Source organism: Thermosediminibacter litoriperuensis (assembly GCF_008124715.1).
In the GTDB taxonomy this organism is placed as follows: Bacteria; Bacillota; Thermosediminibacteria; order Thermosediminibacterales; family Thermosediminibacteraceae; genus Thermosediminibacter; species Thermosediminibacter litoriperuensis.
Map to the genome: position 1 here is coordinate 1 of NZ_VNHO01000011.1, position 20,556 is coordinate 20,556.

At 47.7% G+C, this 20,556-nt stretch carries 25 protein-coding genes and 1 tRNA gene; all 26 read right to left on the bottom strand.

Annotated elements, in window-relative coordinates:
- The coding region (locus LZ11_RS05955; RefSeq protein WP_148866989.1) for a helix-turn-helix domain-containing protein at positions 1–218 on the bottom strand (218 nt) is incomplete at its 3' end.
- A 187-nt stretch (positions 219–405) separates the two neighbouring features.
- Positions 406–1,047, bottom strand: coding sequence for a TraR/DksA C4-type zinc finger protein (locus tag LZ11_RS05960; RefSeq protein ID WP_148866990.1), 642 nt, complete (start codon positions 1,045–1,047; stop codon positions 406–408).
- An 18-nt stretch (positions 1,048–1,065) separates the two neighbouring features.
- Entirely contained in the window at positions 1,066–1,362 is a 297-nt protein-coding gene (locus LZ11_RS05965) for a DUF5665 domain-containing protein (RefSeq protein ID WP_148866991.1), read from the bottom strand.
- A gap of 21 nt (positions 1,363–1,383) precedes the next feature.
- Positions 1,384–2,112 (bottom strand): 5'-methylthioadenosine/adenosylhomocysteine nucleosidase, encoded by a 729-nt coding sequence (locus LZ11_RS05970; protein ID WP_342782597.1) that lies wholly within the window; start codon positions 2,110–2,112, stop codon positions 1,384–1,386.
- Positions 2,113–2,140: 28 nt separating this feature from the next.
- Positions 2,141–2,395 carry a TM1266 family iron-only hydrogenase system putative regulator gene (locus tag LZ11_RS05975; RefSeq protein WP_148866993.1) on the bottom strand — a complete coding sequence of 85 codons (255 nt, stop codon included), beginning with the start codon at positions 2,393–2,395 and terminating at the stop codon, positions 2,141–2,143.
- Positions 2,346–2,993 carry a DivIVA domain-containing protein gene (locus tag LZ11_RS05980; RefSeq protein ID WP_148866994.1) on the bottom strand — a complete coding sequence of 216 codons (648 nt, stop codon included), beginning with the start codon at positions 2,991–2,993 and terminating at the stop codon, positions 2,346–2,348. The genes LZ11_RS05975 and LZ11_RS05980 overlap by 50 nt, the downstream gene beginning before the upstream one ends.
- A 23-nt stretch (positions 2,994–3,016) precedes the next feature.
- Positions 3,017–3,298: a YggT family protein gene (locus LZ11_RS05985; RefSeq protein WP_222927202.1), complete on the bottom strand. Its 282-nt coding sequence runs from the start codon at positions 3,296–3,298 to the stop codon at positions 3,017–3,019.
- 20 nt (positions 3,299–3,318) lie between these two features.
- Complete coding sequence (locus LZ11_RS05990) at positions 3,319–3,750, bottom strand: cell division protein SepF (RefSeq protein ID WP_148866995.1); 432 nt, start codon at positions 3,748–3,750, stop codon at positions 3,319–3,321.
- A 20-nt stretch (positions 3,751–3,770) separates the two neighbouring features.
- A complete protein-coding gene (locus tag LZ11_RS05995) occupies positions 3,771–4,460 on the bottom strand; it encodes a YggS family pyridoxal phosphate-dependent enzyme (RefSeq protein WP_148866996.1) in 690 nt (229 codons plus the stop codon).
- Positions 4,436–5,644 (bottom strand): biotin/lipoyl attachment domain-containing protein, encoded by a 1,209-nt coding sequence (locus LZ11_RS06000; RefSeq protein WP_246110732.1) that lies wholly within the window; start codon positions 5,642–5,644, stop codon positions 4,436–4,438. Before LZ11_RS06000 ends, LZ11_RS05995 begins: the two co-directional genes overlap by 25 nt.
- An 83-nt stretch (positions 5,645–5,727) precedes the next feature.
- Positions 5,728–7,143, bottom strand: coding sequence for an MATE family efflux transporter (locus tag LZ11_RS06005; protein ID WP_148866998.1), 1,416 nt, complete (start codon positions 7,141–7,143; stop codon positions 5,728–5,730).
- 72 nt (positions 7,144–7,215) lie between these two features.
- Positions 7,216–7,292, bottom strand: a tRNA-Pro gene (locus tag LZ11_RS06010).
- An 80-nt stretch (positions 7,293–7,372) separates the two neighbouring features.
- The gene (thrB, locus tag LZ11_RS06015; protein ID WP_148866999.1) at positions 7,373–8,266 is read right to left on the bottom strand and encodes a homoserine kinase; all 894 of its coding nucleotides are present in this window, start codon (positions 8,264–8,266) and stop codon (positions 7,373–7,375) included.
- 13 nt (positions 8,267–8,279) lie between these two features.
- Positions 8,280–9,338, bottom strand: a complete 1,059-nt coding sequence (thrC, locus tag LZ11_RS06020) for a threonine synthase (protein ID WP_148867000.1) — start codon at positions 9,336–9,338, stop codon at positions 8,280–8,282.
- On the bottom strand, positions 9,335–10,609 hold the full coding sequence (locus tag LZ11_RS06025) for a homoserine dehydrogenase (protein ID WP_148867001.1): 1,275 nt from the start codon (positions 10,607–10,609) through the stop codon (positions 9,335–9,337). Before LZ11_RS06025 ends, thrC begins: the two co-directional genes overlap by 4 nt.
- Positions 10,610–10,634: 25 nt before the next feature.
- Positions 10,635–11,081, bottom strand: a complete 447-nt coding sequence (locus tag LZ11_RS06030) for an ACT domain-containing protein (RefSeq protein ID WP_148867077.1) — start codon at positions 11,079–11,081, stop codon at positions 10,635–10,637.
- Between the two features lie 167 nt (positions 11,082–11,248).
- Positions 11,249–12,727 carry a stage IV sporulation protein A gene (gene spoIVA, locus LZ11_RS06035; RefSeq protein ID WP_148867002.1) on the bottom strand — a complete coding sequence of 493 codons (1,479 nt, stop codon included), beginning with the start codon at positions 12,725–12,727 and terminating at the stop codon, positions 11,249–11,251.
- 158 nt (positions 12,728–12,885) lie between these two features.
- Positions 12,886–13,932, bottom strand: coding sequence for an NAD(P)H-dependent glycerol-3-phosphate dehydrogenase (locus LZ11_RS06040; protein WP_148867003.1), 1,047 nt, complete (start codon positions 13,930–13,932; stop codon positions 12,886–12,888).
- A gap of 17 nt (positions 13,933–13,949) precedes the next feature.
- The gene (gene der, locus LZ11_RS06045; RefSeq protein WP_148867004.1) at positions 13,950–15,269 is read right to left on the bottom strand and encodes a ribosome biogenesis GTPase Der; all 1,320 of its coding nucleotides are present in this window, start codon (positions 15,267–15,269) and stop codon (positions 13,950–13,952) included.
- Positions 15,266–16,591, bottom strand: coding sequence for a DUF512 domain-containing protein (locus LZ11_RS06050; RefSeq protein WP_148867005.1), 1,326 nt, complete (start codon positions 16,589–16,591; stop codon positions 15,266–15,268). The genes der and LZ11_RS06050 overlap by 4 nt, the downstream gene beginning before the upstream one ends.
- 77 nt (positions 16,592–16,668) lie before the next feature.
- Positions 16,669–17,139, bottom strand: a complete 471-nt coding sequence (locus tag LZ11_RS06055) for a DUF3189 family protein (RefSeq protein WP_148867006.1) — start codon at positions 17,137–17,139, stop codon at positions 16,669–16,671.
- A 12-nt stretch (positions 17,140–17,151) separates the two neighbouring features.
- Positions 17,152–17,598, bottom strand: coding sequence for a DUF3189 family protein (locus LZ11_RS06060; protein ID WP_170240312.1), 447 nt, complete (start codon positions 17,596–17,598; stop codon positions 17,152–17,154).
- A gap of 13 nt (positions 17,599–17,611) precedes the next feature.
- The gene (locus LZ11_RS06065; protein ID WP_148867008.1) at positions 17,612–17,806 is read right to left on the bottom strand and encodes a capping complex subunit for YIEGIA; all 195 of its coding nucleotides are present in this window, start codon (positions 17,804–17,806) and stop codon (positions 17,612–17,614) included.
- Between the two features lie 9 nt (positions 17,807–17,815).
- Positions 17,816–18,709, bottom strand: coding sequence for a YIEGIA family protein (locus LZ11_RS06070; RefSeq protein WP_148867009.1), 894 nt, complete (start codon positions 18,707–18,709; stop codon positions 17,816–17,818).
- 3 nt (positions 18,710–18,712) lie between these two features.
- Positions 18,713–19,882, bottom strand: coding sequence for a stage II sporulation protein P (gene spoIIP / locus LZ11_RS06075; RefSeq protein ID WP_148867010.1), 1,170 nt, complete (start codon positions 19,880–19,882; stop codon positions 18,713–18,715).
- Positions 19,869–20,540, bottom strand: a complete 672-nt coding sequence (locus tag LZ11_RS06080) for a DUF1614 domain-containing protein (RefSeq protein ID WP_148867011.1) — start codon at positions 20,538–20,540, stop codon at positions 19,869–19,871. Before LZ11_RS06080 ends, spoIIP begins: the two co-directional genes overlap by 14 nt.
- Positions 20,541–20,556 lie beyond the last annotated feature (16 nt).

The window sequence follows — 20,556 nt, forward strand, 5'->3', positions numbered from 1 at the left end:
GGGAAGTAAGTGCTGTATGTAGTTAGATCTGTGCGAAGTTGAGTCGTTGTACCACGCTTGATTTCGCGGTAAATAGTACTGCGATGACGGCCGAGTTTTTTAGCGATTTGAGTTGGTGAGAAACCTTCTTTGAGCAGGGCACAAATTTTACCTCTTTCGTAGGGTGTAAGGTGTTTAAAAGTGGGTGGTGATGTGGTATACTCTTTAGTAAGAACCATAGCTGAAACCCTCCATATGTGTTAGTTTTTTGTCAACCAACATCATATCGGGTTTCATGCTATGGTTCAACTTTTTTTACTGTCGCATTTAATTTTACAATTAACCGATGATTTTTGTACTAGCTTTTGCAAAAAAAGACTGTCGACAGTTACTTTGTCGACAGTCTGAAATACCCAAAACGGGTATTTATCTTCCCAACTCATTTTTATCATCCTCGCCGGGATCTTCCTCATCGATTATCTCATCTGCCCAGTCAACTATTCCCCTCTTTTCATTTCCGTCAGTGTAAACCTCGGTGTAATCCACCGATCCCGGCTCGTCCTGCGGACTGTTGGCCGTGCCGTACCTGGCTACGTCCTGCCAGGCGTCTTCACCGTCGTACTCGTTCTGGTCTGTACCGTCGAGAAAACTCCTCCCAAAAGGATACATCAGCACTTCTTCCTCTACAGGTCTGAACCTCCTCTCAAAAGTTTTTTCATCCTCGTTATTGCAGCGGGCGCACAGGGAGGCATACGGCACTACCTCCAGGCGGTCCTCTTCTATAGGATTACCGCAGTTCTCGCAGACACCGTAACTACCTTCCTCGATTTTTTCCAGCGCCCTGTTGACTTTCATTAACATCCTTTCCGTGTTATCCCTCAACCCCAGATCCTTTTCCCTCTCAAAGGTTTCCGCCGCGAGGTCCGAAGTGTGATTATCATATGAAGACAGCTCCCCCACCGATTCCTTCAACGGATCCGATCCTCTCCTGACGATTGTTGACATTTGGTCTTCCAATTCCCGCTTAAAATCCTGTAATTTACGCTTGTAGTACTCCAAGTTCTTCAAGGGTTATCCTCCTTAAAGTTATTTTACGGAAAGTTCGTCCTGCACTATTCTCACCAATTCTGCGATAAAGTCACCTATAACGGGGAGCTTCAAGATGACAACGCGCTGCAGGATGTATAAAACAAAAGCGCCCAGAAAGGTAAACCCCACCGCCGTTCCGAACCCTCTGGCTACTCCTGCTAAAAAATTTATATAAAGCAATCTTTTGGGGTTGCGCAGCACCTCCAGGTATTCCGCCAGGTTGAGTTTTTCGATCCTTATTGACAGCTCATCGATTTTTTGGCTCAACTCGCGGAAGAGCCTTCCCTCTTCCATAATAGTACCCCTTAATCTAATTTAACCATCTGCAACCGTTTTATACTCCTTTATATAATTTATGATCCCCAGGACTATACCGGAAGAATTCCTGGCCGCTTCATCCGCAAACGTCTCGTATACACTCACTGCCTTACCGTCAGCCCTATCCGAGATAGACCTGATTATCAAAAAGGGAACCTTATTCAAATAGCACACCTGGCCTATAGCTCCACCTTCCATTTCAACACATGCGCCGTCAAAGAAGGACCTTAGAAATTTAACTTTCTCCTCGCTGGTGATAAACTGGTCCCCGGTCAGGATTCTCCCCGTAAGTACCCTCCTGCCTTTTACCAGCTTCCGTGCTACTTCCCGGGCGATTCCTGCCAGGGTTGCGTCGGCGGAAAAAACTTTAACCCCCAGGTTCGGAATTTCACCGAGCTCGTGTCCGAAAGCCGTCCCGTCCACATCGTGCTGAACCACGTCGCTGGAAATTACTATATCGCCTATGTCCAGGTCTTCCCGCAAAGCTCCCGCCACACCGGTGCAAATTATTGCACTAGGGGCAAAATAGTCTATCATCACCTGGGTGCAGACCGCCGCATTGACCTTGCCTACGCCGCTTTTTACGACCACCGTGTCCTTACCTTTCAGCGTCCCCGAAAAAAAGGTTATAGACGCTTTGGTCATGGTTTTTTTATCCTGTAGCTTTTCACAGAATAGGGCTATCTCCCTATCCAAAGCCCCGATTATTCCTATTATAACCATCATCCTTTCCGGTCCGATTTAAGACATTGGCTTAGGCTGTTACAGCAGACTTCACCTTTACTCCCGGCACTCTCCCCAGCTGGCCCGTAAGAGCCCCGAGTTCGTCGGTAGTAGCATCCACTATAAGGGCTATAACCGAAATGCCTCTTTCCCTATAAGGGATCCCCATTCTTCCAATTATCAATTCACTGAACCTGGAAAGTATCTCATTCACCCTAACGGCTGATTTTTCTCTTTCAAACACTATTATCCCCACTACCGAAAGTCTCTTCCCCCCAGTCGTCATTACCGGCTTCACCCCTTAACTCCGCGATCTTTTCAGCCTCAGGATTTTTGGGAATTCCCTCCCCTACGGTCCCCTCATCTTCAAAGTCCCGGCCTGCGGCCGCCTGCTCTATGTATTCCCCGGCCTCGTCAGCCCGTTCCTCGACACCCTCGTCGAGAACCATGGTATTGATCATATCGATCTGTGACTGGAGAAAATTAAGAAATCTCGTCTTGAAAAGCAGAAACTGCCGCTTTATCTCTTCATATTGGTCGTTTATCGCATTGTATCTCGCTTCAGCCCTGCCGATCATCTCCACCGCTTTCGATCGGGCTCCTTTTAATATAAGTTCCTTCTCTTTTTCCGCGTTTCTCCTGAGATCTTCGGCAGCTTTTTCGGCGAGTATTATTGCTTTTTTAAGGGTGGATTCCAGGTCCTGGTATTCCCGAAGCTTTTCTCTTAAAAATTTGATCTCTTCTTTTAAATCCTGATTTTCCCTGTACATTTTCTCATAGCTTTGGGTCACCTTTTCCAGGAAGTCCTTAACCTCCTCTTCGCTGTACCCCCTGAAGGACTTCCGGAATTCTTTTTTCTGGATGTCAAGCGGAGTCAAGATCATCCAGTATCATCTCCTATCTAATTTCAATAAATTATTTGAATTAAAAGACTTATAATCAGTCTCTGGGCGATATCCAGCGAGAAAAGGGCCAGCAGGGGCGAAAAATCCAGATAGTACCCTCCTGCCGGCGGTAGAAACCTAAAAACCAATCTCCTGAAAGGCTCAAGCACCGGTTCCGTTACCCGGTATATAAATCTGTAAACGGGAGAGTAATGGGTACCGGGTATCCATGACATGAAAACCCTGATGAATATCAAAAACTCTATGAATCTAAAAAATAACTCTATTGCCCTGATGAGTAACAAAACAGTTCCTCCTTTTTAACTTACCGCACCGTAAAAAGCGGCTTTTCTCTGCCAGTTTCACCCTCGTCCATGTTGAGGCCCGAAATGTCCACGTTATTTGGGGCAAAAACAAAAGTACCGCTGCCAACCTTTTTGACAGTGCCGTCCAGAACAAAAACGCTGCCGCTTAAAAAATCCAGAATGCGCCTCGCGGCTTCCTTATCCAGGCCCTCCAGATTGACTATAACCGCTCTGCGGCTTTTCAGCTCTTCTGAAATTTCCCGGACTTCATCAAAGCATGAAGGTTTGAAGACCACCACTCTGTTCTTTGGTGCCTGGTGAATGTTAATGATTCTGCCCCTTTCAGGTCTCACAGGTATATGGAGGGATTCCTCCGGTTGATGCACCGCAGGGTCTTCGTCCTCGATTCCAAGAAAATAGAGTATTTTGTTGAACAACCTGTTGTTGGCCATCTCTTAACCTCCCCTTTGCGCTAGACTCTAGGTCCAAAAATTCCAGTCCCTATTCTTATCATGTTTGACCCCTCTTCAATAGCTATATGAAAATCATGTGTCATCCCCATGGATAAAAAACTCATATCAACGTTTTCCAGCTCCTGACTTTTTATATCTGTAAACAATTCGCTCATTTTTCTGAAAAACGGTCTTACATCTTCGGGGTCTTCTTTAAAAGGTGCGATTGCCATCAAACCCCTGACCTTAACGTGGGCAAGGGTTGATATCTTCTTTATCAATTCCGGAGTTTCTTCATATTCTGCACCGAATTTAGTCTTTTCCCTTCCGATATTCACTTGAATCATCACATCCATAACCTTGCCCAGCATTCCAGCTCTTTTATCTATTTCTGCAGCCAGCTCGTAACTATCCACCGATTGGATCATTGAAAACAGCTTTACTGCATATTTCACCTTATTTTTCTGCAAATGACCTATCATGTGCCAGCTGATATCACCTTTTACCAGCCCAATCTTCTGCTGGGCCTCCTGCACCCGGTTTTCTCCTAAGATACTTATCCCGCAGTTAACGGCCACCTGTATTGTTTCAGGTGGGATCGTTTTGGTTACCGCCACTATGTGTATATCCTCCGGACTTCTGCCCGATTTTACAGCCGCGTGTTTGATTTTCAGCTTCAATTTTTCTATGTTCTGCTGAATAGTCTCCATTGAAACCCCCTCTTTATTAAAACCCTGTCGCCGGCCTTCAGGCCTTCTACTATAGTTTTATTATCGTCCCGGGCCACCACCCGTATGGGTTTAAAAACGAGCTCGCCTTTATTGAACAGAAATACACCTTCCTGGCCGTTCGAATTTACGACCGCTGAGTTCGGGACCCCGATACCACGGTGCACTAGCACAACGATTTCAACGTTGACCTTTCTGAGCTCAAGCAGTTCCACGGGGGCCTCTTTTATGGAAAACACACCCGTCTGTTCATCCTCACATATTTCGATCAGATCCGCCTTAACTTCTATGTTTAGCTGGGGAAATCTCAAGTCGTATTTCCTTCCGGGCTGAAAATTCCCTTCCGGTATTTGAGCTATAACGTAAAGGGAAAAATTATCCACGATCTTAAGTACAGCCTGATTGACTTTTACGTTATCGGAAAGCGCGGCACTTTCTTGTCTTGGGACGACACCCTTTATCTCCTCATAATCCAAGCACTTTAGCCTCTCAGATCTGAGGAGGTCTTCGTAACCATCTATGTTAAAACTGACTATTCCCGCCACCGGTGAGAGGACGACTGGTTCCACTTCCTCAAGCTTTTTCTTTTGACTTTCCAGGCTTTTTTCTAAGATTTGTACGGCCTCGTTGTTTTCCGCTATGATCTCTTTTTTCTCTCCCTCCAACCGCAACAATTCTTTTTCAAGCGCCGCAACCCTGTCTGCCTGACCTTTAGACCTCGCTTCCCTAATCTTTCTTTCAATATCATCAATGGATTTATCCAATATCTGAATCGTCAGCGTGCTGCCACTCTGTTCCTTCAACCTATTCAACTTTTCTTCGAGTTCGCCGATGTCTTTATCTAGGGACATTTTACGCTCCACATCGGTCACGACTTTAAAAAGCGGCGAATTTACCCTTACCCTTTCTCCAGCTTTAACAAGAACTTCAAGCCTGCCGCCGGCAGGTGAATTTATAACCTTCTCGTTCTTTACTATCACCGCTTCGGAAGTAAAAAAATCCTCTACTGTCTCTTCCCGCGCTATGTATATATCCCTGGCAGAACTTCGCAGAAAAAGAATTAAAAAGAGAAAAAGCCCCAATAGCAAAGGCAGGAATATGCGCCGTTTTTGTCGCTTTTTCTTCGGCCTGAGATTTATGACCTTTGCACCGGTCCTCTTTTTCATCCTCTTCACCTAATTTATATCTTCTCCATAAAGAAGAAGAATCCTTCCAGGTCAATAATAAAAATAAAAGCAGTTCATAGGCCTCAAATTTTAATGCTCTTCCAGCTACCGCTTTTAAACCTGATCCAGTACAGCAACGACCTAACAGCCCAGTCGAGAAACATAGCAATCCAGGCGCCAATAAGGCCCATATTAAAGAAATTCAAAAAGATGTAAGTAAATCCCAGTCTGATCATCCACATTCCAAGCAGAGTGATATAAACGGTAATCCTGGTATCGCCGGCACCTCTGAGGGCTCCCGGTATAACCATCCCTACGCACTCAGGTATCTGTGTAAAAGCAACGATGCGCAAAAGCACGGCCCCTCTAGCGATTATATCAGGATCATTCGTAAAAATTTTTAAGAACATGACAGGAAATGAAAAAAACATCAACCCCATTGTACCCATAATTGCTGTAGCAATAAGCAAGGATATACTGGTGCTTTTTTGCGCACCCCCGGCATCACCGGCCCCCAAACACTGGCCTACCATAGCAGTAGCTGCGGTTGCAAAACCGATGCCGGGCATATACGACAGGGATTCCACATTAAGACTTATGGAATGGGCCGCATACGCCTCGGTTCCAAGACCAGCAACCTGTCTGGTATAAACTATCTGACCGGTGGAAACGAGAATCCTCTCTACAGCCGCCGGCAACCCTATCCGGAGCATCCTTGAAAACAAAGGCCAATCAAACTTTCCAATTACTTTCTTCCAGTTTACAAAAAGGCGATTATTTGGCTTAGACAACACATAAATTAATGCCACTGCACCCCCTAAACGCGACAGCGAGGACGAGATCCCGGCTCCCACCACTTCCAACCTCGGAAATCCCAGCTCGCCAAAAATAAACACGTAATTAGTAAAAATATGTAATATATTTATGATTGCATTGACTGCCATAGGAGTTCTGGTATCTCCCACACCTCTCATCCCTGCCGCGGCTACGGTGAAAACAAACAAAAACAGCATACCCGGCATCATCGCTCGAAGGTAATTGCTTCCCAGCAGCCTTACTGACGGCTCCGCACCCATGTATATCATTATTCGGTGGGAATTGACGTAACCCAGGTAACTGAGCGTGAGACCGACTAAAAATGCGACTATAATCGACTGTCCGGTAACTTTCCCCGCTTTTTCCAGGTCACCGGAGCCTACCGCCCTTGCCGACAACGCCGTCGTGCCTACCGAAATTCCCATAAAAATAGCGTTCAAAAGAAAAAAGGGTTGCATGCTGAGCCCGACCGCCGCCACCGCCTCGGCCCCGAGCCTTCCAACCATGGCCATATCGGCGACCTGACTGATCATCGCCAGGGCTTGTTCTATAACTACCGGCCATGCCAGCGTCCATGTTTTTCTCAGTACCTTTTTTACTTCATCATCCAGTTTCGGAATCAAACCTGTCAGCCGCAGCCGTGGAACCCGGCCCTCTTTTAGGTCGAACAAGCCCCCTCCCAAAACTATCACACCTCCGTCATTTAAAAAAAAAAATAAAGGATGCTCTGATCTGCATCCCCTACTTGCTTATAATGGTCTGAGTGGGGGGACTTGAACCCCCGACCTCTAGAACCCCATTCTAGCGCGCTACCAAGCTGCGCCACACCCAGACGCTGTTCATTTCACATAAATATTATAAGACATAATGCGGATATTTGCAAGCCCTACAGGTAAATTTTTTAATTACTATTTATTCAATAAAGCTCAAACCTTCCCGGCAGAGCTCCAGCACCAGATAGCGGGCAGATATATTCTTTCGCCGGAAGGCTTCCACCATAAATCTCCCCGCTTCTTCGGCTTTATTCTCGTAAACCAGACCTGCAATGGAAGGTCCGGCTCCGCTCAGAAAACACGCCAGCATCCCCTTCTCCGGCGCATTTTTCAAGATCTCCCGCATCCCCGGAATGAGAGAACTCCTATAAGGCTGGTGCAACATATCCTTGCTTAATACGTCCATATGGGAAAAATCACCCTGGGCTATACCCGCCACGAGCAGGGCTACCCTGCTTATATTAAACACGGCATCGCGAAGTTTTACCCTTTTTGGTATGACTCTTCTCGCGTCTTCGGTTTTAAGTTCGAAATCCGGCACGGCGATTACAAATCTCAAATCCTCGGGCAGCAGCAGCTTTTTATAGATTACGCCGCGTTCACTTAGCATTGACAGCGTAAAGCCGCCGTTTATAGCGGCGACCACGTTGTCGGGGTGACCTTCCATTTCGGTGGCCAAACGAATTATTTCCTCCCGGCTGAGGGGGTCTCCTAAAAGCCGGTTTGCCGCCATCATCCCACCCGCTATGCACGCCGCGCTGCTGCCAAGCCCCCGGGCAAGAGGTATGTGATTTTCCAGCTTTATATAAAGGTTTTTTCTGACGTTCAGCTTCTCCAGCACCGTGCGGGCGGCCCTGTATACCAGATTCTTTTCATTGAGAGGAAGAACGTTGCTGCCCTCTCCGGTCACATGCACTTTTGGCAAAGAGAAAAATTCCACCTCAATATAGTTGTACAGGCGAACAGCGGCACCGATGCAGTCAAAACCCGGACCAAAATTTGCGATGGTGGCAGGCACCTGAACTCTTACCATAAGGCACCGGCCCTCAACCGTAGATCTCCCTTTCCAGGGCGCCGACCTCCGCCGGTATGACCGCCGGTGGAGACCCGGATTTTATGGCGGTGTCCGGGTCTTTCAAGCCATGCCCCGTCAGCACGCAAACCACCCTGCCCCCGTGTTTGAAATAACCCTGCCGCCAGAGTTTTAAAACTCCGGCCAGCGATGCCGCAGAAGCCGGTTCTGCAAAGATACCTTCCTTTTTCGACAAAAGGGAATAAGCCTCCAGTATCTCCTCGTCGGTGACCTTATGGATCACGCCGCCGGATTCCGAAACAGCAGCCACGGCCGTGTGCCAGCTGGCCGGGTTGCCGATTCTTATAGCAGTTGCAATAGTTTGGGGGTTTTCTATGATCCTACCCTCGACAATCGGCGCCGCCCCCGCAGCCTGAAAGCCCAGCATTCTGGGCAGCCCGGATATTATTTTATTGGAATGATATTCTTTAAACCCCTTCCAGTATGCCGATATGTTGCCGGCGTTGCCCACGGGAATGGCAAGGTAATCAGGAGCCTCCAGGAGTTCGTCGCAAATTTCAAAGGCGGCAGTCTTTTGACCTTCGATGCGGTTGGGGTTGATAGAATTGACCAGCGTGATGGGGTGCCTTTTGGAAAGTTCTCTAACGATTTTCAGCGCGGCGTCAAAATTACCCTCCACCGCGATAACCCTGGCACCGTAGGCAACAGCCTGGGCCAGCTTTCCCGTGGCAACGGCGTTGTTTGGAATCAGCACCACACACCTCATCCCTGCCCTCGCAGCATAGGCCGCCGCTGCGGCGGAAGTATTCCCGGTAGATGCGCAGATCACCGCGCTGGAACCGTTCTCCCGGGCGGCGGAAACCGCCACCGTCATACCTCTGTCTTTAAAAGAACCCGTGGGGTTCATCCCTTCATATTTCAGGTATATTTCCAGCGTTATGCCCAGCTGCCTTTCGATATTATGAGCCCTTATGAGAGGCGTATTGCCTTCTTTCAGCGTAATTATATTCGCCCTGTCTTTGATGGGGAGGTGCTCAAAGTACCTATCTATTATGCCGTTATAATTTTTCATATTACCCCCTCCTCAACCCTTATGACATTCGCAATTTCTACCACCTGGTCATATTCTTTTATCTCGTCAAGAGCCCTCTCCAGATCTTTCAAGGGCACTTCATAGGTTACCAGCACAATTTCAGCCACACGGTTTTTTACGTCCTTCTGGATAACCATAGAAAGGCTTATGTTGTTTTTCCCCAGAGCGCCGGATATTTCGGCCAAAACCCCTGGCCTGTCCTGAGCTTTAAGCCTAATGTAAAAACGGCTGACCGCAGCCCCTCTATCAAGTACATCCAGTTCGTTGTAGCATGTGCAGTACATCCTGCCGCCGCTGTCGTTTCTCACCGCATCCATGATATCGGCAATCACGGCGCTGGCGGTGGGCATTTTCCCGGCCCCTCGACCGTAAAACATCACCCTCCCCACGGCATCACCCTCCAGGAGAACGGCGTTAAATACATCCCTGACCGAGCTCAGGGGATGGTCGTATCTTAACATCACGGGCGAAACCAGAAGTTCAACGCTCCGCCCTAATCGACGGCCTGTGGCCACCAGTTTGATCGTATAGCCCAGTTCACGGGCATATTTAATATCCGAAAGCTCAATCCCGTCAATGCCCTGAGTATATATTTTGTCCGGAGTAACCCGCGTATTGAAAGCGATTGACGATAAAATGGCGAGTTTTCTGGCGGCATCCAGGCCCTTAATGTCAGCCGAAGGATCGCTTTCGGCATAACCGTGGATCTGGGCTTCTCTTAAGGCCTCCTCGAAATCCTTATTGGTTTCCTCCATCTGCGTCAAAATATAATTAGTGGTACCGTTTAATATGGCGGAGATCTTATATATATTGTTAGCGGCCAGGCACTGCTTCATGGGGCGAATTATCGGTATTCCACCGCCGACGCTGGCTTCAAAGAGTAGATTCACCCCGACCCGGCCGGCCATTTCCAACAGTTGCCCGCCGTATTTTGAAATTACCTCTTTGTTGGCCGTGACCACATGCTTTTTGTTTTCCAGCGCCCGCATTATAAAGGACAGCGCCGGTTCCTCCCCGCCCATCAGTTCCACCACTATTTTTATTTCTTCATCCTCCAGTATATCTTCGGCTCTTGCGGTTATTTTACCCCGAGCCAGCGGAGTCCTGGCTCTGGACAAATCCCTAACAAGAATCTTTTTGACGTTGATCTGCCTGCCCAATTTTTGGGCTATTAGATCTCCATTGCTTTCGAGCAGTTCTACGACCCCGGTCCCCACCGTTCCTAGACCCAATATCCCGATATTCTCCATAAACCTTTTCCCCTCTTTTTTGTTGTTATTCCCGTGCGACGATCTCTATCTCCCTTACTCCGGGCTTTTCTTCAAGGGCTTCCAGCAGTTCTTCAGGGTTTTTTATCATCTCCCTTGTATCGAAGGATATGGTTACATTTGCCAGCCCCTGTAAGGGAATGTTCTGATTTATAGTCAGGATATTCCCCCGGGCCCGGGCTATTTCATCGAGTATACCCGACAAAACTCCCGGCCTGTGTTCCAGGATTAGAGCGATAGTAATAATTTTACCCACGCTGGCTTCATAAAACGGGAAAATGTAGTCTTTGTATTTGTAGAAGGCGCTCCTGCTCATTCCGACCATTTCCGTTGCTTCGTTTACAGTCTTTACGTCGCCGTTTTTTAAAAGCTCCTTGGCCTTCACCGTTTTTTTTATGATTTCCGGCAGGATTTCCTCCTTGATTATGTAGAGGCCTTTGCTCTCGGTCAACATCATACCTCCTTTGTCTTTCATATAAATACAATTATATTTGAATGGTAGACATTATAGCATACGCCGTTTTAAAAATCAATAACTGTCTAAAAACATTTTAAACAGGGAAACCAAACAAAAAAAAAGCCGGCTATACCGGTCCTTGAAATTGCGCCCTTAAAAAAGGGCTATAGTATTATACATATCAGGCTTCCGCTGCCTTCGTTTACTATACGCGAAAGAGTTTCCTGTAATTTGGCCTGAGCCGATTCTGGCATATGCTGAAGTTTATTTTGTATACCCTCCCGTACCAAATCGCGCAGCGATTTGCCGAATATGTTGGTCTGCCATATCTTCGCGGGATCGTTTTCAAATTCGCTCATTAGATAATTGATGAGTTCCTCGCTCTGCTTTTCAGTTCCAATAATGGGCGAGACCTCCGTCTGAATGTCCGCCCTTATCATATGAATTGAAGGGGCGATGGCTCTTATTCTCACTCCGAATCTCGAACCCTGTCTTATGACCTCGGGCTCTTCCAGGGTCAATTCGTCCAGCTGCGGCGGCACTATTCCATATCCCACCTTCTTCACATCATCGAGAGCCTGTGCCACCTTGTCGTATTCCTTTTTAGCTTTCGTCAAATCCCGCATCAGCATCATGAGGTGGTGGTCGCCTTCAATAGTGAGGCCGGAAAGTTCGCTCAGCACCTTGTAGAACAAATCCTTTTTGGCTTCCAATGTTATATCAGCAGTGCCGCTGCCGAGATTCATCTCCTTAATCTGTACCCTCTCCAAAAAATCACTGGCCCCGAAAGCTGAAACAATCCTTTCGATGTCCCTTACCCGATGTATGTCCTTTACGGTCTCCCTGATGGTTTCTTCAAATTTCTGCCTCAGCCAGTGTTCCTTCTCCAGAACTTCAACCCATTTCGGTATGTGAATGTTGATTTCCATGAGCGGGAATTCGTAAAGGATTTCCTCTAAAATGGCGTAAATATCCTCCTGGGTCATGTCCTGGCAGTTCAGAGGGAGTACCGGCACATCGTATTTCGACTCAAGTATTTCCTTAAGTTCAAGGGTCCTTTCATCCGAAGGCCTTGTGGAATTCAGGACTATAACAAAGGGTTTGCCTATGGCTTTTAACTCGTTTACTACCCTTTCTTCTGCCTGCACGTAGTTTTCTCTAGGAATTTCAGTTATGGTTCCATCGGTAGTCACCACGACGCCAATCGTGGAGTGTTCCTCTATAACCTTACGGGTCCCTATCTCGGCGGCTTCCTGGAAGGGAATCTCTTCGTCAAACCATGGAGTCGATACCATTCTCGGACCGTTTTCGTCCTCATAGCCGATCGCTCCTCTCACCGAAAAGCCCACATTATCAACGAGGCGCACCCGGAACTTGATGTTGTCCTTAAAAGTTATTTCAACGGCCTGACTGGGAATAAATTTGGGCTCTGCCGTGGTTATCATCTTCCCCGCTCCGCTCTGGGGAAGTTCGTCTTTGGCCCTATTTCTGGCGTTTGGGTCCTGGATATTGGGAATAACCAGGAGCTCCATAAACTTTTTCACAAAAGTAGATTTGCCTGCTCTAACGGGGCCCACAACACCTATGTAGATGTCTCCACCGGTTCTCTCTGCAATATCCTTAAATAAATCAAATTTTTCCATCGTTATCCCCTCCTTGTAAACTTACCTTCCCCCCTTCCCGTTCGAAATTTATATGTCCAATGCTTCCCTTAGGAAGGGTAGTTTGTTCGCCTTTGTATTCAATAATATATATATGATGCCGTGTCCCGAATATTACTTAAAAATAAAAAAACGTGGACTTACCACGTTTTTAAATCCTGCCGTTTTTCTTCTTTCTCAACCACTTCTTCCATCTCGTGCTTGCCTTTTCTCATCATGAGAGCATCGACGGCGTCCAGGGGATTTTTCCCTTCATACAGGACGCCAAACGCCTGTTCGGTTATGGGCATTTCAACTCCGTGCCGCCGTGCCAGGTCATAGGCGGCTTTGGTGGTATGTATGCCTTCTATGACCATATTAGTCGATGCCATCACCTCGCCGACGGATTTCCCCCGGCCGATCTCGATACCCGCCCTTCTGTTGCGGCTGAACAGGCTGTTGCAGGTCACTATAACATCGCCGATGCCCGACAGGCCAGAAAATGTTGAAGGATGCGCACCCATTTTGACTCCCAGCCGGGTTATCTCTATTATACCCCGGGTAATAAGGGCTGCTCTGGTATTATCACCGAAGCCCAGCCCCTCAGCTATGCCCGCGCATATCGCTATTATGTTTTTCAGAGCCCCTCCCATTTCAACTCCTATGATATCCGGATTTGTATAAACCCTGAAGTAGGAATTCATAAAAAGGTCCTGGACCTCTTCGGCCACTTCCTTTTTTTCCGCTGCAACAACCACAGCCGTAGGAAGGCGCCTTGCCACTTCTTCGGCATGGCTTGGTCCGGAGAGTACTGCAATATTAGTCCTGCATTCAGACGGCAGTTCCTCTTTCATCACCTGAGACATTCTGAGAAGAGTGCCTATTTCAATGCCTTTTGCAGCGTTCACAATGACGCAATGGCTTTTTATGTATTTCCCGGCCTCCCGGATAATAGAGCGCATCGACTGTGAAGGAACCGCCATAACCACAAATTCAGCATCATAAAGGGCTTCTTCCAGGTCTGACGTGACCAAAATCTTATCGGATATTCCAACCCCCGGGAGGTATGATCTATTTTCGCGCCACCGCCTTATTTCTTCGGCCAGCTGGGGTCTTCTCGCCCATAAACTGACTCTTGCTCCGTTATCAGTGAGAAGATGAGCGATCGCGGTGCCCCAGCTGCCAGCACCGATAACAGCTGATTTCATAAGAGATGACCTCCTAATCAATTGCCTTCTTTTTTGTTTCGGCCTTTGATTACCACAGGGGTGCCTTCCAGGCCAAATCGCTCTCTCATTTTATTTTCCAAATATCTTACATAAGAGAAATGCAACAGTTCGGTATCGTTTACTGTGAGAACAAAAGTCGGGGGCTTTACGCCGGTCTGGGCTGCGGAATATATCTTCAATTTCCGCCCTTTTATGGTCGGCGGCGCCACCATAGCGGTGGCCTCTTCCACCAGTTCATTAAGTGCGCCCTTCTCTATCCTGAAGGTGTACTGGTCCATGACAAATCGAATCAGTTCCAGGATTTTGTTGACCCTCTTTTTTGTCTTCGCCGACACGAATACAATAGGCGCATACTGAATAAAAGCGAATTCCTTTCTTATGTTCTCGGTATACCTGTAAATGGTTTTATCGTCTTTTTCCACCAGGTCCCACTTATTGACGACTATGATAACGGCTTTCCCAGCTTCATGGGCTATACCGGCTATTTTCTTGTCCTGTTCTGATATCTCCCGGGTGGCATCTAGAACCACCAGCGCTATATCCGCCCTTTCCACAGCGCCGAGCGCCCTGATATTGCTGTAAAACTCTATATTTTCCTTAACCCTGCTCTTTCGCCTCATGCCTGCGGTGTCTATCAGTACCATTTTCTGCCCCTCGTACTCAAAGGGCGTATCAATGGCATCACGGGTGGTACCGGGAATGTCGCTGACTATAACTCTCTCTTCGCCCAGGATGGCATTGACCAGGGATGATTTTCCCACATTTGGTTTACCCACCACCGCCACCTTTATTACGCCCTCATCGTAGGCAGGCTCCTCGTGTTCATCGATAAAGCCCACTATTTGGTCCAGTAAGTCACCCACATTTGAGCCGTGGATTGCCGAAATAAAAACGGGTTCGCCTAGTCCCAGTTTGTAAAATTCGTAAAGCTCGGGTTTTACAGCGTAATCGTCAACTTTGTTTACTACCGGTATTATGGGCTTTCCGCTTTTTCGAAGGAGCGCGACCACCTCCTGATCGGTAGTCAAGAGCCCCTCTTTTGAATCCATTAGGAAAAGGATGAGATCTGAGCTGTCAATGGCAAATTCCACCTGGCGCCTTACCTGGCTTGTCATCACATCGACGCCCTCAGGTTCAATACCGCCGGTATCCACGAGGGTGAATTTCTTTCCCCTCCATTCCACCTGGCCGTAAATTCTATCCCGGGTTACTCCGGGCTTATCATCGACAATGGAAATCCTTTTGCCTATAATCCGATTAAACAACGTGGATTTGCCTACATTCGGCCTTCCAACTATGGCAACAGTAAAACTCATGGCTTTACCCCCAAATTCATTCCCGTTAATTTTTCAAGAAAGTCTTTTCCGTCTATCCCGACGACAACCACCCTGGTGCCGAGACTTCGCTCTACATCGCTAACGGTAAATCCGTCCAGAAACACTTTTCTCTCTTTTAGCATCACTTCCGGCACCAGCAGCACATCTTTTTGCCCCAGGTCCTTTAACTGATCTATCAAATCTCTTCCCGTTATCAGTCCAGCAACGGTGACTGATTCTCCGAAGAAGTTATTTTTTATAGGGTATATTTCAAAATCCAGGTTCTTAATGTTGCGCAAAGGCAACAATGCCCCCTGAAGGAACCTGAAGGCCGATACTCCGGTGGCTATCACCACCCGCCTACCTTTGGGCAGTTCGGCCGGGACACTTTCAATGTACTTTGCAAGTTGTTTTCTTAATAAGGCAACCATACCCACGCCGTTTTCCCACTGGGGAAAATCTTCGTAGGAGTCAAAAGAGGGAAATTCCCTCTTTGCAATTTCGTAGAATTCGTCGGCCAAAAACACCAAGCGGGTGCCGAAACGTCCCAGGTTTTCGCGCTGTAAGGATTCCACGCGGTCAATAATTTCCTCCGCCTCTTCACGACTGAATCGCCTGAGAGGGTAAAGGCCGTCGCGGTACTTCGTTACACCCACAGGAACCACAGCCACCGACAGAATCGAGGGCTGAAGGGAGATCAGGTCCTTTAAAGTGCGATTCAGCTCCTCTTTATCGTTTACCCCCGGGCAAAGTACGATCTGGCAATGAAAAAAAATACCGTTCTCTTTCAGAAAGCTCAAGTCGTCCATTATCCGGGCTGCAGCCGGATTTTTGAGCATGAATTCCCTCACGGCTCCAGATGTGGCGTGGACGGATATATATAGCGGACTTAACCTCATTGACACGATCCTGTTCAGGTCTTCGGCCGTCAGGTTTGTAAGCGTTATAAAAGTGCCTTCCAGGACGGATAAGCGGTAATCGTCATCCTTTACGTAAAGAGATGGCCTGAGGCCCTTTGGCATCTGGTCCACGAAACAAAAGATGCACCGGTTTTTGCAGCGCTTGATACCGTCTATCAACGGATTTTCGAATTCGATTCCCAAATCCTCATCAAAATCCTTTTCAATGGTTAATAACCTTTTTCTACCTTCTTTTGACTTTACATGTAAACACAATGTTTCGTCAGTGGTAAGAAATTTATAGTCAAGTATATCCTTTATGTTTTGACCGTTTATCATCAATATTTCATCGCCTTTTTTAAGGCCGGCTCTTTCTGCCAGGCTCCCCCGTTTTACCCTTTTTATTAAAGCTCTCTTCAACATCGACTGCCCCTTTAAAATATAATAGCTACTTTTATTACCAGCTATCAATAATATTATTGCTGAAATGTGCGGGCAAGTCAAGCTTTTGTTGAAATCTCAACCCTTTTCTTTACAATTTCCACTAGTTTCACGAACTCAAAGTACCTTTCCTGAATCCCTTTTATCGTGAGAGGCCTGCCCAGAAACACGAGACCTAAGCGCCGCGAAAGAATACCCCCAACTTTTGTCTTGAAGTTTACCAGGGGTAGGGTATCTATAAAAAACAGGTTATCTGTGTTAACTCCGCTGTGCTCAAGAAAACTTACAATGGCCCTTTTAACCAGTTTTCGCTGGCTTGTCATGCCTATTATATAAACCTCAATTCCTCTTTCATCCCTGCCCATAAAAAAAGGATATCCTATTTCAAAGGAATTGGTTTTATCATAATGGGGCAGCCTCTTGAATTCTTCAGTATCCGGCAACCTGTCCGAGGGCAGCCAGCCCAGGTGTATGGCGGCGGCCACCACCGATGAGTGCGCGCTCCCGTAACAGCAGTAAAAAATCTTCATCTTCCCACCTTTTCATACAGATTTTTCTTTCACTTCCTCAACGAAGCGCTTTATTTTTTCAAAACTTTTTTTCAGCCCCAGGATTAAAAATGCGTTGCCGGCTGTTTTTAAATTAAGCCTTCGGATTATAAAGCATCCGATGGAATAAAATGCGTTGCCGTAAGGTAAGAGGTCGGCGAAAGCCACTGAATTTTCACCCATATCATATATGCGAGCTATACCTTTCAGCGCCCTCTCGACAACCCCGCCTGCTTTTCTCGAACCCATGATGTAAACCCTGCGGCCCATGTCATCAGTCCCCATATAGTATATCCTGCCCAGTTCGTCTTCCGGTAATTTGCCGAAATATGGCAGCTGAAGTATGCTTCTACGATCGAATTCCTCTATGAGCCCGAGATGTAAGGAAGCAGCCACCACTGCCAGGTAGCTGCCCCAGTAACAGGAATATATTATTCTCAATACCATTCCCCCATCAGTGCCTTACTATAATATACGACCCGTTTTCCAGGTCGTGGACCATGCCTGAAAGGATCCTGGCAAGATGTGCGGCTATCCTGTCCCTTTCCGCTTCATCCCTGGCGTAGAACACGGGGACGCCGGAGGCCGGCTGGTTTCCGTTTAAAGTTACCACTGCAAGTATGACTTCTTTTACTCCTATATTTTCCACCCTACCACCTCAATCCGAAGCGCTCCTTCCGGCCTTCGATTTCAACGGCTTTCTCCTGGCGCTCTCCAGCACGGGCACCATTTTCACGGCTTCTATCAAGCTTTCCATATCCTTTTCCATCGGCACGATAACCAGCCCCACCCTCCCGGTGTCCAGTTCAATCCTTACCAGCGGCATGAAGTCTACCTCGTTCACATCCCTTTTTACGCCCAGGAGCGCCGCTACATCGTGGGCTATCGCCTGCCTCTGCCCTATATTTGCCAGCGTTGCCCTTGCGTCGTCGTCTTTGGGTTCTATCATTACCGCGAGGCCTTTTTCTATGAAAATTTTCCTGGAATCGGGATGACCCACGTTCATAACCTTGATGTTTTCGATGCACAAAATGGAACCCTGAAAATGGATCTTTGCCGGCCTGACCGTCGCGATATCCTGGATTCGCTTCCTCCTGGTAAAGTAGCTCAACAATAATATCAGCGCTCCACCTGTAAAAATACCCAATACTGAGTTTTTGAAAAATTGCACCGCCGCGCTGGTTACCAGAGCCGTCAGCATAGCCAGATAGTTCCTGGACTCAAAAGCTTTGGCTATGTCTTCCACATAAGCCGCCCCCCTGGGGACCAGCTCCGTATCTTCGATATGCTTAAGGCTCTCCCGTTCCATGTCCCTTATTTCTCTGAACTGCTGGGCGGCTAGGGCCAGGAACGTGACCGCCGTATATTCCTTCGCAACCAGAGCCGGTATCGCTACAGCCCCCAGAAAGGCTGCTATAAACCCGAGGGCCAGGTGAACCATGTAGCCCTGGGGATAGCTCGGATATTGTCTGTAGTCAACGCGCAGCAGGTACAGCCTGCCCAGGGTTCCCATAGCAAGACCTACGGATACCACCACAAGATAGTCCTGCATACATCAGCCCTCGTCCCCTGCCCGGTCGCCCCGATTGCCGCCTCTTTCCTTTGACTTTAAACTGCCCAGGAAATTTGTGAACTCGGAGCCCATAAAACGCCCCAGCTTGCTCGAAAGTTCTTTCCAGCCGCCGGTACTTACAAGCAAGTAGGCTATGAAGCCGATTGCACCAAAGATTATTATCCAGAGGATATTCTTAACAGCACTGCCGCCCTCTCCAGGAACTTGTGTAGTACCTCCTGTTCCCGGTGCAGCCTTTTTCTGGTAATCGGAACCGTACAGGGTAGTCGCTATGACGTCAGCAAGGATTTCCACCCCTTCCTGGGCTTTATCTCTGTGATTGGTATAAGTTCCCGCCTCGACGAGTATCGTCCTGGGGAAAAGATCCTGATTATAACTGCCTTTGCCGTAAAAAATACCTTTCATCAGCCCCGGATATTTTTTGTCGGCAACGGCCTTTAACTGCCATGCGAAATTATTAATAGACTGTATTTGCGGATTCTGGCGTCCTACAACAAGTCGAATTTTAGCTATGGGCTGGCCGTTTACATGACCGGAATACTCCTCCGCCGGTACTGCATCTCTGTGAATGTCGATGAGTGCATCGGGACCCTTCTTTAGAAGCTCCATGGCTGTACGGCGTGATCTCTGGTATGCCGCCGCATCGTGAGGATCATGGGGCTGATTGGAATGGATGACAGTTATGCCCCTTCGTTCAAGTGCTTCTTTCAAGGCTTCACCTACTTTAAAAATTCCTCCCTTGTAGGGTATGCTGGCTTTGCCGTCTGTGGGCACATAGGACTCATCGCTGTGGGTATGGTATATTGCCACTAATCGCTTCCCTTGAAGCCTCGATGTTTTTAAAGCGCTTTCATCCTCAACGTCCTGTAACGCGCTTAACGCCTTTTCGATATCCACCTTTTCTTTAAACCGGGCGTAGCCCCTATCGCCTTCGACTTTGAAAATTTCGTAAAGGTTATTATCCTCGTCCAGGTACTCATCCCCCACGTTCACAACCCTGGCGGTGGTGAATATCTTTTTATTGGTCTTTTCCTCATAGACGGTAAAGTATCCATCCTTTTTCTCTTCTTCGGCGAAAGAGATTCTGGAAAAAACGAGGCCCAAAATCATATACAACACGAAAAACGCCATAAAGGCTTTACCTGTCCTCATTTTTTTCACCTTCTTCATTCATTAAGGAACTCGCCATATTCCGGTTCTTTTCGGCCTTGGCTGTACCTCCCTGGAGCTTTTCTCTGGTCTCACCCACAAATTCGCAAAGGGCTACTCCTATAACTCCCGCGATAACCGCCGCATCGAAGACACCTGCACCCCCTATGGCGGTACCTACCGGCCTGCCAGCAACGCCAAAAGCATAGATTATATCGGAAATTAATATACCCATCACTCCTGCAATAAAAGCGCCGCGCCTTGACCTGCCGAAAATATAAGCTATTACGCCTGCCAGTAGAGAAAAAACTAAAAGCGGGTCCAGATATGTAGTTTCCGGTTCTGCGGGCAGGAGCCTGCCCCCCGCGTAGACCGCAAGCCCCGTTATTGCAGCAGCAATTATGGAGCGAACTTTTTCCTCTCCGCTATCAGCGGTAACGATGAGGTAAGCGGCAAGCGCTATCGGCACCAGACCGCCGCCGATATTTATGGATAACCCCCTGCCAAGAGGTATGTTGGGCAAGAAAGTACCAACTATCATTGCTCCTATGAAAATAAGGGCGGTTTTGTCTGACATGTGCATCCTATCCACTACTCTCTGTAAAAGCCCGAAGTATATTAATACTGCCAGTACAAGAAGTAGAGTTACCCCCACGGGCATCAAATTCACCTCTTAT